Source organism: Photorhabdus khanii NC19 (assembly GCF_000517265.1).
In the GTDB taxonomy this organism is placed as follows: domain Bacteria; phylum Pseudomonadota; class Gammaproteobacteria; order Enterobacterales; family Enterobacteriaceae; genus Photorhabdus; species Photorhabdus khanii.
In genome coordinates, this window is sequence record NZ_AYSJ01000015.1 from 300,125 (window position 1) to 315,003 (window position 14,879).

At 42.2% G+C, this 14,879-nt stretch carries 2 protein-coding genes; both read right to left on the reverse strand.

The annotated features are described in order from the left end of the window. Window positions 1-51: 51 nt before the first annotated feature. Window positions 52-7,680: a Tc toxin subunit A-related protein gene (locus PTE_RS20115; protein ID WP_036849865.1), complete on the reverse strand. Its 7,629-nt coding sequence runs from the start codon at window positions 7,678-7,680 to the stop codon at window positions 52-54. A gap of 518 nt (window positions 7,681-8,198) precedes the next feature. Continuing rightward, entirely contained in the window at window positions 8,199-14,819 is a 6,621-nt protein-coding gene (locus PTE_RS20120; RefSeq protein ID WP_036849867.1) for a Tc toxin subunit A-related protein, read from the reverse strand. Window positions 14,820-14,879 lie beyond the last annotated feature (60 nt).

Below are 14,879 nucleotides of genomic sequence, written 5' to 3' on the forward strand. Positions count from 1 at the left end.
GACTCCTTGCAGGCCCACTTAAGGGCCTGTTTTAGCACTTAGTTGAAATCGTTATTGGCGAATGGTGTAGCGAATATGCAGAATTATGTCGCTTAGACTCTCCAGCATGGTTTTTTGTTTACTGGTTGCATTCGGGAAACTCAGCGTTAATGTGCCTTGATCAACGTCAATCCCTTCAAACGGCAGGAATTTGCCATCGTTGAAATCAAGCTGGAACTGACCACTGTCATTCATGCCGTGAGAAACCGCCAATGCTTCACAGCCTTTGGCTAATCCTGCTTTATCGCCGTAAGACAATATCGCCTGCACATCCTGATATGGTCCCAGTAGAGCGGGCAGGGTGACGCTGATCTGTTTGATGCGACGAGTTTTACCAATAGAGTCCGGATAATCGCTGCTAATGTTCAGGTTAGACAACGAAATGGACGCTTCCAGGGAGGTTTTGGTATCAATATTGTCACCAAATGCCAGCTTATTACTGTCCTTGCCGGCACTGACTGAACCTTTACTCACCAGCTTCTCTATTTCCTGAGTCAGGGAAAATGGACCTTTATCTTGCGGTAATCTGGCATAGACTTCGGCCAGCGAAACGGTTCGTTCCACTTCCAGCACGCGTTGATCCTGTCTCAAATGGGCATCTTCCATCTGTGCCAGATTCAGCATCAAGGCTTCACCCGCGAGCAGACCGGCATGGGTTCCTTGCCAGGCACCAGGCTTAATAAAGTGGACAGATTTATCATTAGTTTCCCAACGATAGGCCATTTCGGCCATCAGACAACGCGATACGGCCAGGTCGTAGAACTGGAAGTAAATGGCGGCTAGTCGGCCACGTAACCAGTTGAACAGCGCCTGATTACTGAACTTACGTTGCAGGAAGGTCAGTTGTGCATGGGTTTGTTCCTGCTGGGTTTTCAGGCTGGTTTTCTGTAATACTGCGGCTTCTCGGCGCACTGCCAGCGAACCAAGTTGAGCATCGATTTGTTTCAGCTCGGTTTCCGCATTATTACGCTGGATTTCCCATTCCTGACGGCGGCGGCGGTAGGCTTCCGACTGGCTGATTTTATCCGCTTCGGTGTTCATGACACTGGCGGAGAATTCCATGACATTACCTGTGGCTTGGGCGATCGCCCCCCAATGGCTACCACCATCAGCGAAGCCGAAGATGTTGGGTGCCAGATCAAGTGCTGCGCCCGCCAGATGTGATGCTTGAAGGGCAGTAGAGATGCCAGCGACGGAAGCACGCAACGCCATTGCCTGTTTTTCACCGGCGTTGATGTTTTCGTCGTAGAGTTTGTTGTAACTGTTAAAACGTGACTGGGTTCCGGCGCGTGTTTTTTCCAGTGTCGTTTTTTCAGCGTCCAATTCTTCGATGGTCTTGTCCTGTATGCTGAGATTGGTCAATATCAGTTCTGCCGCCTGATTCTGCAACAGCATGTTTAATGCCTCCGCATCCTGACGTTCGATAATATTTTGCAACGTGGAGCCGAATTGGGTTAGCTGACTGACCATACTACGGGCGTTTTCCAGCATATGTGGGAAACGCCACAGTGACATAAATGGCTCTGGTAGGTTGCCTCTTCCTCCCTGTGCGCTGGCGACAGCGGCGCTGAGCAATGCTTTTGGCTCTGCTGGTGTGGCGTAAATAGGCAGATGCAAGGGTTGACCGTCGATAGAGAGATTATGACGCAGGTTATATAGCCGTTGTTCCAGTGTCTGCCAGTAGTTCAGCATCACTTCGTTGACTTGCGGCAGGAAAAGATCTGTCGGGTTGTCATGCAGCTCAAAATCATTTTTTTGCAGAGCGGCTATTGCGCGGGAGTGCTCCTTTTGTCTCTCCGGATTAGCGGCATCATTTAAACTTGTATCATCCCATGTTGAATTGAGTGACAGATGGGGTTTGTCGCCTAACAGATGCAGTGCCTGCATGTACCACATTTTGGCTTCGTTGAGGGTGTCCCGCTCCAGCTGACGATAAGCGTAGTCTCCACGCGCCATCAGTAGGTCAAGGGTGCGCATAAACGTAGCGACTTTATAGTGCATTGGGTCATGTTGAGCTACAGCGTCAGGATCGACCGAATCCAGAGGGTCATCGTTCCAGCTGGTATCTTCCTGCAATGGGCGAACATTCCAGTGGTAATCCTGAATCTGATCATGCTTAATATAACCAGATGGGTTCCAGACATATTTCAGCCAACGATTAGCTTCATCGAAATTTTGCTCGTGTAGCAAACGTTGAGCAATCAACATCGGGGTATAGTAGAACAGTTCCCAGAAATAAAGGCTATTTGCACCGCTGAAATCCATGTGCTCCGTGAAAGTGGATACTACTCGGGTTGATGCAAGACCCGGGAAAGTTCCTTGATTCCTGGTAGTATCAAGTGTAGCGAGTTCATTATTCTCCTGTTTAATAAAGCGAATATTATTTGTTTTCTGTTTTTGATAAACAGCATAGACATAGAGGTTGTTTTTGTTTCCATAAGCATCATCAAAGCGAGGTAAGAATAATCCTACAGTCGTTTGGACACTGTCGCTTAATGTTCCTTGATAAATAGGGAATTTATCATTAGATTTAAAAACATCAGAATTGATGAGTGTAAAGGATTTACTAGTGCCGTGGATTTCTGGATCATATTTATCCATAACTAATTCCACGTAGGCCCCAGTTCCCATCATAGGTTCTTGGATATCTTGGGTCTCCATGCTCAAAATAGTGTCGATCCCAGCGTTGGCGCGGCTAATTAATTTACGGGCAAATAGCGTATTAAGGCGAGTACGATAACCCCCCCATTGCATATATTGTGCCCCGTTTGCATCATGGTGAAGGGTCAGGACATCATCAGCATTCGCTTTTTTGATAACACGAATGTTGAAATGTTCTTCGCCTAGATTACGCCTTGGACCACTTTCAAATGCATCAGCAGATGCTGTAAAGGTGACATCAATACTTGCCTCGTTATTTTTAAATACTAGTGTGGAGACATCTATTTCTTCTAGACCATTAAACTGGTAACACATTTCTTCGAAGTTGAGTGCTGGTTTAACGGAAACTTTGTCGTTCGCTGTATATGGTGTACTGTTTAATTCTTCATTTTCCTTCACTGTTTTCACTGTGATTTGAACATTTGAAGGTTGAATGTTTGTATTAATAAACATTGGTCCAGAAACATCAGTATCAATTCCGCCGTGGTCATCCATATAGAAATATTTTGTGAATAGCTCTTCGTTTTCAAGTGAATTGGCGATGTAGCCATCGTTACCACTGAGATTATCTATAGATATTTCTTGTGCTTGTTGTGATCCAGTGACAGGGAACCAGGCTCTTACAAAGTTAGTGGCACTATCCCGATAAAACAGCAGTTTCCCTTTTTCCTTCTTGGTGGTGTCTTCGTATTGATAAACAGGGTAGATGAATTTTTTATTTGATAAATTATTCGGGTTAATACCTAGAGTGGTATAAATAATAAATTTATCACCGAGCTTACCGTATTTCTTCATTAAATTGCACTGATTACGCTGACGGCCCTTATATCCATTATGAATGATTCTTAACTTTGGTGAGATGTGGATTTTTGATTTATCGTCTTGGTTGCGGGTAATCAGAATACTCCCACCATACACCATACTCAGGTAGCCCTCTCCCCAATCATAACCATTATTACTGTTTACTGATGAAGGGATTTCGTAGCTTTCTGCATAGCGGTTATTTACTCTTATAACATTGTTGGTATCAAACTGTTTATGAGCATTAAGTCTGTAACTTTCAGGTGTCATTTCTTCAGGAGACATATTGGAGGTGATATATAGTCCTTTTATTGGTACTTTGTCTGTGTAGTCATCTAATTGATTCTGTTTTTGATAAAACATAACCAGCAATTTATCTTTGCCTTGAAAGCTTGAGCAGTAAAGTCCAGGTGCTTTATTTTGCAATCCTAAAGTAGATATTTTGTCATTCACATCAAAGGTGATTGGCGTGTTCCAGGTGCCGTCATAGCGAATATGCGCCAGTTTCAGTTCATAACGGAAACTCTCGGTCGTTTTACCACCTTCATGTGTAGCAATCCTTTTTTCTTCCAGCCAGATTATATACAAACGGGATTGGTAGATTACCGGGCGGATAGTGTCTTGGTATGGGTTAATCGGGCAGTCAATTTTGTGCCACTCACTCCAGGCATTAGCGGGGAATTTACCGTTGCTGAATTTACTGTGATCCACACTGCGCCAATAATATTGATTAACGTCTGTTTTACTGTGTCCGATAAAATAGGTTAATCCTTGGTCATTATTAATGTTGTCATGATAGGCGCTGATAACTTCCAGATTAGCCACCTGTTCGAATGATGTTAGATAAGATTTAAAGGCATCTTCTACGGTATCGATATTTAATTGACTTTGGCTGATGGATTGCAGCAGCGTATCCATCATTTTTGTCTGTCCGATCCGTAGTGTTGGATCGATGTAATTCTCTGGGTAGTAAAGGAGTTTAGCAATGCCGGCCCAGGTGCTGTAGCGTTTGTTATATTTATCCCAGTTAGTAAAGAATGAACGGCTGGTGACACTTGTGACAGTATCTCCCTCCATATTTTTCAGTGCACGGTTAATATACAGTTGGATACTAGCGATAGCCTCAGCAATCTCAGAGGTTTTAATGGCGGCGGAAACCTGATTATCGATCAATAGGTATTGATATAGATCATCACGGTTTTTAATTACCGTATGTTTTCTTTCTTCTCGATCTTTTTGGTTATGAGAATAAATATAGTACGTGCTTAATGCAGCGCTGCGAGATTCATCCAGAAATGCATGTAGAGCGTTGGCCTTTTGGGTGTCCAGCCCGGCAGTTAATATCGCAGCGACGTTTTCCCATTGGGTATAGTCAGAGGGAGATTCTGCAGTCAGTACTTGAACCAGTGCAGAAACGCCTTGTGGGGAGATGTTCAATTGACGTGAGATGCTAATCCACTGCAATAAGCTGTCGATAGATGGCCAATTGGATAAATCAGTTTTTTCCTGGGTCTCGGCTTGTGACAGCAGCTTTTTATCGAGATTCATGGCGTTAGCCAATAGTTCTGTTGTTAATGTTCCTTTTTCAAATTCGGTTAGTACAGAAGAGGCGTTTTCACCTAGTGAGTTAACCCAGTCAGTAAAACGCGTTAGTGTTGCCAGTGTTAATACATCATGTTTTGGTGTCGTCTCGGTTTTAATGACAAAGTGTTGAGGGTTTTTCACAAACAGATTTAAGGTATTTTCGTTAAGGCCGGTGGAACGGTAAATCAACGCTAGTTGTGCCAGACATTGGCAGTACTGGACAGCCTTTTGAATTAGTGTATTTTTTTCAGCTTTTTCAGCTTTTTCAGCTTTTTCAGCTTTTTCAGCTTTTTCAGCTTTTTCAGCTGTTTTCGATTGAGTTTCAATCGGGTTTTTCCGCAACCAGTTCCAAAATGAATCTGCCGTCATTTTGTTTTCTTCGCCAGAGTTTAGTTTATCTGCCCAAGTCAGCACGGAGAAAGCAACATTCTCAGATGGCAATTGCAGAGCGGCGGCGATATAAGGAGATATGGCTTTTGGCAGGTTTTCCTTGATATTTAGCCAATTCTTTTTGATTTTCGGCAGATTTTCTCCGGCCTTCAGCAGATATTTCTCGTGTTCATTCAGATTTTTTTCGTATTCCCCCTGATTTTTCTCGTATTCTTTCAGATTCTTCTCAATTTCCAGCGGATTTTTCTTGGATTCCAACAGATATTTCTCGGCTTCCAACAGATATTTCTCGGCTGCCAACAGATATTTCTCGGCTTCCGGCAAATTATCTTTGTCTTCCGGTAAACTTTCTTTGGCTTTCAGTAGATTATCTTTGATTTTTAACAGATTATCCTTGTGAAAATTCTGCAAGCCATTGTAGACGGTATCCAGAAGGTTGTGTATTTCCGGGGTTAGGGTTTCGTTATATTTATCGGTCGTCATCACAAACAGCTGATATACACTCCACTTTCGTATACGTAGCCAGCCAGTGACAGCATAGAGTTTGTCAATTAGAGCGGCCAGATTGTCATGAGTAATCTCAGATAAATTGGTTGTTCCTTTACCTATGGTTTCCAACAGTAAATTCAATTCATCAATAGTTAACTGATGGATGTCTGCCAGTAATTTGGTTAGATTGGGATGAGAAGAGTTTTCTGAAATAGGTGCTTTGCACAGTATTAGTGCAGTTTCAGCATCAATACCGTAACGTTGCATATAGTATTTAACACGAAAGGCTTTCTTTAATACCTCTGTGTTGATATTTAGGTCGCTGAGGGTAATTTTCTTCAATACCATCGGTGACAGGTTTATATCCTTGGATAAGCGAATAAACTTATTAAGTTTCAATAAAGAAGAGTAATCATAGTCTTTAATAATAAATGTTACTGTATCTTGTGATTGATTTTCATTATTTACTAATTCCAGCTTAATCTCATAAGGTTGACTAGAGTCTAACGTAATATCATGTGAGTATACTCGGTTTGCCTCAATTAACTTATTTTTTAGTTCAAGATCTTGGCCGTTTGATTTAATGGATAGATTAGTATTAGGCTTTATATTTCCTTTAGTCTTAAAACTTAATTTACATTTCTTCTCACCGAGAACGAATAAGCTGGCATCTTCTATCTGACTGTCGTTGGAGGAATATTTCCAAGTAATTTGATAAACATCAATTTCTTTGTTGTCGTTGACTGCCTTAGCGATTCGCCGATTTTTACTGTATTTCTGTTGGCCTAAATTGCTTTCTTTATCAATAAACTGGTTAAGTTCTTTATCAGTCAGATTATAATAATTTTTCAGGTATTCTGGACTTCTTATCAGAGAAGGTTCAATTTCAAGAGAAGATTTAATTTTACCAAAATTCTTCTCATAAAGGTTTTTAGCGGTGTTTTCTGTAATCTCTTCCGTCAAGATAGTAAACAATTCAGGTGAGACAGAGGCATTAATCCCCAGCAAGGAGGTTTGATTCATCAGTTTGGTGATTGGCGTATTTGTTAATGTACTGGATTGTTCAAACACCGGAGTCTGTAATTGAATAATCTTACGTATGCTTTCATAAGATTCGTGATATGGCAGAGAGCCAGAAGTGCGGAAAGTAGATAATTTTTCCATCACTTTAGCGTGGTTGTCTAAATCAGACTGAGTTTTAATACCTTCCAGCAACATGCCATTAGACAGAGAAAGTGTGGAAATCTCTGAATCCATATTTTGCTGTCTGAGTTTCAGTAACTTAAGATCCGGGCGGCGTGTATCCAGATGATAAACGGAATCTTCTGCATGTAAATCCCGTGCCTGACGATAAAGTTCAGTCAGATAAGCCGCGGGAGAAAACATAGAAGAAATTGCGCCAGGGGCTGTGTACTGACTGGCGCGGTTGCCAAATTTACTGTTATAGCCTTGCTGGTCAGCATGGGGTGTTGTCAGGGCAAGATGTACCGCATTTTGTAACTGAGGATTGGCTCGTTTCAGAATGCGGGCTTCATGTAGGCGATTATCTTTTTGCGTCTGTTGTGCTCCAAGATATAAGTTGTAGGTCTGTGACCACGAGAGATCGCCTCCCATTTTTTTGCGAAATTCTTCAAAAGAGAGGTGGCAAATATCGGTCTTTGACTCAAAACCTTTACTTTTCAAAATATCATCGATGTTGGTTGTGGATGTGTCCATGTTTATTCCTTTTAAATGTTAAGTAAATAAAACACTTATGTTTCCCTTCGTGTGGTGGATACAATAAAAAGACTATTTATATCCGTCAAAAGAAGGCGGCGAATATAACGTCTGATAGCAGGCTGAAATATGCTAAAAGTAACGGAAAAATAAAAAGCACCATTCAGCCATAACTATTTCATGAGGTTATTATCTATTATCTCTTTAAATGGTCGTTGTGATGCAATAACAAAATTTATAATTGCATACTGAGTAATATAATCAGTTAACAGTAACGAAATGAAATAATTACTTTTGTTGCATATGTCATACTATGAAAAATAAGGTGATTAATATTTTGTGGTAAGCAAAGGAGCTCATTAGACAAAGAAATATCGTTGTTATAACGAGCTATGAGCAATATGAGATAGTAAGAAGGGGAGTCTGTGGTTGTGATATTGAACTTTTATGGATTTGTATAAAAAATTCAGGCCCCGTTTAGGAGCCTGTTTTAGCATTTGACCAAGCTGGTTAAGTTATTAACGAATGGTATAGCGAATATGCAGAATGATGTCACTCAGGGTTTGTAACATGGTTTTCTGTTTGTCAGCATTTGGGAAACTCAATGTCAATGTACCCGTATCATTAATCGCAATCCCTTCAAACGGTAGGAACTTACCATTGTTGAAATCCAGTTGGAATTGGCCGCTGTCATTCATTCCATGGGAAACTGCCAGTGATTTGCAGCTTTCGGCTAGCCCGGTTTCACTTCCTCCGTAGGACAGAATGGCTTGTACATCCTGGTATGGCCCTAATAGGGCTGGCAAGGTGACACTGATCTGCTTGATGCGTCGGGTTTCGCCAACAGATGCCGGGTAGTCTTCATGAATTTTCAGACTGGCAAGATTGACTGTGGCTATCAATTTATTGTCATTGAAACGGATGCTATTATCGTCATTGCCCAAGTTATCTTTCCTTTTTTCGAGTAAGTTGGTGATTTCGGCTGTCAAATCAATTCTATCTTTATTAGGTTCCGTATAAACGTCTGCTAATGAAACAGTACGTTCCACTTCCAGAGCGCGTTTATCCCACCTCAGATAAGCATCTTCCATCTGTGCCAGATTCAACATTAAGGTTTCACCCGCGAGCAGACCGGCATGAGTTCCTTGCCAGGCACCAGGCTTAATAAAGTGGGTAGATTTATTGTTAGTTTCCCAACGATAGGCCATTTCAGCCATCAGACAACGCGATATCGCCAAATCGTAGAACTGGAAGTAAATAGCAGCCAGCCGACCACGTAGCCAGTTGTACAACGTCTGATTACTGAACTTACGTTGTAGGAAGACTAATTGTGCGTGGGTTTGTTCCTGTTGGGTTTTCAGGCTGGTTTTCTGTAATACGGCTGCTTCACGGCGTATTGCCAGAGAACTGAGTTGAGCATCAATTTGTTTCAGCTCTGTTTTGGCATTATTACGCTGGATTTCCCATTCCTGACGGCGACGACGGTAAGCTTCGGACTGGCTAATTTTATCCGCTTCTGTGTTCATCACACTGGCGGAGAATTCCATCACATCCCCCGTCGCTTTGGCAATTGCTCCCCAATGACAGCCACCGTCAGCGAGGCCGAAAAGGTTGGGTGCCAGATCAAGAGCCGCACCTGCCAGACGTGATGCTTTAAGGGAGGTGCTAATGCCAGCCACAGAAGCATGTAACGTCATCACTTGGTTTTCACCGGCGTTGATATTTTCATCATAGAGCTTGCTGTAGCTGTCAAAGCGTGATTGCGCCCCGGTTTTGGATTTCTCCAGTACGGTTTTTTCAGCATCCAGCTCTTCAATGGTTTTGTTCTGTATGCTCATATTGGTCAATATCAGTTCTGCGGCTTGATTCTGCAACAGCGCATTTAATGCCTCAGCATCCTGACGTTCGATAATATTTTGTAACGTGGAACCGAATTGAGTGAGCTGATTCACCATACTGCGTGCGTTTTCCAGCATCTGTGGGAAACGCCACAGTGACATAAATGGCTGAGATAGAGCTGCTCCACCCTGGGAGCTAGCGACAGTGGCGCTAAGTAATGCTTTTGGATCCGCCGGTGTAGCGTAAATAGGCAGATGTAGCGGTTGACCGTCAATAGAGAGGTTGTGGCGCAGGTTATACAGCCGTTGTTCCAGTTTCTGCCAGTAGTTTTGCATCACTTCATTGACCTGTGGCAAGAAAAGATCTGTCGGGTTTTTGTGCCGACTAACATCACCTTGTCGTAGGGAGGTTATTGCTTGGGCGTGTTCCTCTTGTTTTTCCGTTCTGGCCGCGTCACCTAAACTCTGTTTGCTCCACTCTGAACTGAACGATAAATCAGGTTTATCACCCAACAGATGCAGTGCCTGCATATACCACATCTTAGCTTCGTTAAGCGTGTCTCGTTCTAACTGACGATAAGCATAATCTCCACGGTCCAGTAACAGATCAAGAGTGCGCATAAAAGTAACGACTTTGTAATGCATTGGATCATATTGTGCTACAGCATCAGGATCGACTGAATTTAATGGATCATCGTTCCAACGGGTATCTTCCAGCAACGGGCGAACGTTCCAGTTGTAATGCTGAATTTGACCGTGCTTAATATAACCAGACGGATTCCAGATATATTTCAGCCAACGGTTAGCTTCATCGAAGTTTTGTTCGTGCAGTAAACGCTGAGCAATCAACATTGGGACATAATAGAACAGTTCCCAGAAATAGAGACTATTTGCGCCGCTAAAATCCATGGGTTCTCTGTTAGAATCCTTCAATACATTGACGTTCTGGAAATGTTCTAGATTAGAGTTCAATTTTATTGATATCTTATTCTGATGATCTTTAATAAATAAAGGACCTAGCCGGTAATTATCTGAGTCTTGTTGAACTTTTTTGAAGATAATATTAACTCTGGCGTGATAATCAGGGTTCGGAGGAGCATAAGGAAAGGTAATCATAGGGATAAATAGTGTGATGCTTACACTTGTATCTTCTAACTGGCCTGAATAGATAGTATATGGGTTACCAGCAGGATATCGGACCTGAAGCTTAAACCAACGCTCACCATGAGTTGATGGATTATAGGGGGGCATAATAAACGTAGCATAGAATCCCTGACCTAATTGCGGTTCTTGAATATTTTGGGTTTCTATACTCAAAATGGTATCGAGCCCTGTGTTGGCGCGGCTAATTAATTTACGGGCAAACAGTGTGTTAAGGCGAATACGATAGGTTCCCCACTGCATATATTGTGCCCCGTTTGTATCATGGTGAAGAGCCAGGATATTATCATCATCCGTTTCTGCTGATGAAGAGACTTCATACCGGTTATTCATCCTTATGGCACTGTTGGCCTTAGTATAAGTATCAAATTGTTTATGAATGTGAGTTAAGTAATCTTCAAGATTCATATCTTCAGATAACATGTTTGAGGAGATATGCAGCCCGATTATTGGTGCGTCTGTTGTGTATTTATCCCGATCATCCTGTTTTTGATAAAACATTACTAGCAATTTATTGTGTTGATGATTTGTACAATAAAACCCTAGTTGCTGTTCCAGTAAATTTTGTTGCTTCTGTATCTCCTGTTGATTTAGTTCCATTTGTTTTTCCAGTATGTTTATCTCCGTCGTTTGTTTTTCCTGTTGAAGTAATTGTTTTTCCCATTGAGCCAATTGTTCTTTGCGTTGTTTTAGTAGCGCTTCTAATGATTCGGATGACTCTTGGGGGCGGAGCAATACTGGCGGACTTATTGGATTGAGTGGCTTGAGTGATTTTAGTTGTTCCTCGAATTTTTTCTGTTCCTCCAGTTTCTCCTCTAATTGTTTTTGGTATTTTTTCAATTGCTCCAACAACGCCAATGCGTTCGATTGTTCTAATGGTGTCAATATCTTAAAAACAGTCAATATCTTGTCACTTACATCAAAGGTTATTGGTGTATTCCAGGTACCGTCATAACGGATATGAGCCAATTTCAGTTCAAGATGATAATCTTCTTCGACGGTTTGATTATTATTTTCTATTTGCTTAACAGCCTTTCTCTGCTCCAGCCAAATTAAATACAGGCGGGATTGGAAGATTACTGGGCGAATAGTGTTCTTATAGGGATTTATTGGACAGTCAATTTTGTACCACTCACTCCAGGCATTGGCAGGGAACTTACCGTCGCTGAATTTATTGTGATCCACGTTACGCCAGTAATATTGATTAACCTCTGTTTTACTGTGTCCGATAAAATAGGTCAATCCTTGATCACTGTTGGCATTGTCATGATAGGCGCTAACGACTTCCAGATTAGCCACCTGTTCGAACGATGTCAGATAAGACATAAAAGCGTCTTCTACCGTATCGGTATTCAATTGACTCTGGCTGATGGATTGCAGCAGCGTATCCATCATTTTTGTCTGTCCGATACGCATAGTCGGATCGATGTAATTTTCGGGGTAGTAAACGAGTTTAGAGACGCTAGCCCAGGTGCTGTAGCGTTTGTTGTATTTATCCCAGTTGATGAAGAACGGGTGGCAGATGACACTTGTGACTGCATCACCCTCCATCTTTTTCAATGCCCGGTTGACATATAGCTGGATGCTGGCGATAGCTTCAGCTATCGGCGTGGTTTTGATGGCAGAAGAAACTTGATTATCAATCAATAAGTATTGGTACAGGTCATCACGGTTTTTAATCGCTGAGTTTTGACTAGCGACTTTACCGATATAGTATTCACTCAATGCGGCACTGCGAGACTCATCCAGAAAAGCGTGCAGGGTGTTGGTCTGCTGGGTGTCCAGTCCGGCGGTTAATATTGCAGCGACGTTTTCCCATTGGGTATAGTCAGGGGGAGATTCTGCGGTCATTACTTGCGCCAGTGTGAAAACGCCTTGTGGAGAAATGTTCAATTGATGCGCGGTATGCACCCATTGCAGGATGGTGTCGAGAGATATCCAGTTGGAGAAATTCACTTGTGCTTGAGCACTGGCTTGCCCCAGTAGATTTTTATCAAGATTCATGGCATCAGCCAACTGTTTTGCCTCTAATGTTTCCTTTTCAAATTCGGTCAGTACAGAAGAGGCTCTTTCACCCAGAGAGTTAACCCAGTCAGTAAAACGTGTCAGCCTTATCAGTGATAATGCATTGTGTGTTGATGCTGTTATTTCAGTAAAGCCAAAGCGTTGTGGTTTTGTGACAAACAGACGTAAAGTGTTTTCGCTAAGGCCGGTGGAACGATAAATCAGCGCTAGTTGTGCCAGGCATTGGCAGTATTGAACAGCCTGCTCTTGTGTTACAGTGGATTTTGGTTGTTTTGGATCGCGTAGAGCCTGCAACCATCCCAAGAATTTTCCTGCTGTTACTTTTCCTGCGCTAGGTTTTAGCTGATCTGCCCAGGTGAGCACATAGTGAGCAACATTTTCCGACGGCAATTGCAGAGCGGCGGCGATATAAGGAGACATTTTCAACAGCAGATTCGCCTCATTTTCACTGTTAAAGCCCTGTAAGCCATTGTAGACAGTATCTAGCAGGTTCTGGATTTCTGGCGTCAGGGTTTTGTTATAGTCAGTGGTGGTCATCACAAGCAACTGGTACATACCCCACTTCCGTGCGCGTAACCAGCGGGTAACAGCATAAAGTTTGTCAATCAGAGCAGCCAGATTTTCATCATTGATCCCAGATAAATGGGTTGTTCCTTCGTCTATGGCAACTAGCAGTAAATCCAGTTCATCAATTGTCAATTGATGGATGTCTGCCAACAATTTGGCCAGATAGAGATAAGAAAGATTCTCTACGCTATGGATTATTTTCCCATTAGTGTTGCTACGATTGGTAATCTTGAACAGGCGTTTTAATGAGTCATCATCAACATTAAAAGCACGTTTAAGCACCGCTTTACGCCAATCATTGGTGCTACCCAGATTTAAATCAATCTCTTCCCTATCCGACGTGGAAAAATTCTGACCATCCAATGGTGGGGTATTAAACAAGCGATTAAACAATTGGCTGGGGGAACCACTATAGATGTTTCCTGAAATGGGTACATTGCACAGTATCAGTGCGGTTTCAGCATCAATACCGTAACGCTGCATATAGCATTTAACACGAGAGATTTTCTTTAATATCTTTGCGTCAATATCCGGTCCATCATTAAGTTCATTGTATACGGTGATTACAGCTTCCAGGATTACCTCTGGATATATAGATACCTCCTGATAGGTGCTACTAGAGATAATACTTTTAAGGATTGTTGGTGTCAGCCCTGTTGCCTGGGACAGGCGAATAATCTTATTGAGCATCAGCAGATAATATTGAGCTGGTTGTTGATTGGGGTATTCGGAATTCATTTCCTCATGTATTAGTCTAATCTTTTGCTGGTCAATAAACTGATTAAGTTCTTCATCCGTCAGATTATAATAACTTTTCAGCTTTTCCGGTGTTGCCATCAGAGCAGGTTCAATATCACCAAAATTCTTCCCATAGAGCCTCTTAATTTCCTCTTCGTCATCGGTAATCTTCTCCACCAAAATATTAAACAACTCAGGCGAGATAAAAGCATTAATTCCTAATAGGGAGGTTTGATACATCAGATCAGCGATTTTCGGTGACTCATTGAATTGTTCAAATACTGGAGCTTGCAACTGAATAATTTTACGCACATTTTCATAAGCATCGTGATACGGCATTGAACCAGAAGTGCGGAAGGTTGATAGCGTTTTCATTACATTAGTATGACCTTCCAACCCGGTCAGCGTCTTAATCCCTTCCAGCAACACTTTATTAGATAGAGAAAGTGTAGAAACTTCATCATCCATATTTTGCTGGCTGAGTGTCAGTAATTTTAAATCAGGTCGGCGTTTATCCAGATGATAATCGGAATTATCTGCATGTAAACCGCGAGCCTGACGATAAAGCTCAGTCAGATAAGCGGCGGGAGAGAACATGGAAGAAACTGCACCTGGAGCGACATACTGATTGGCGCGGCCACCAAATTTACTGTTATAACCTTGCTGATCAGCATGAGGCTCTGTAATGGCAAGATGTACCGCATTTTGTAATTGAGGATTGGCACGTTTAAGAATACTCGCTTCATGCAGTCGGTTAGCTTTTTGTTCCTGCTGTGTTATTTCAGGGCGTTCTGGCGTGAGTGTGCTCATGTTTATTCCTTTTAGATGTTAAAAATAAAACATTTATGCTGCCCTGCGTATCATGGATAC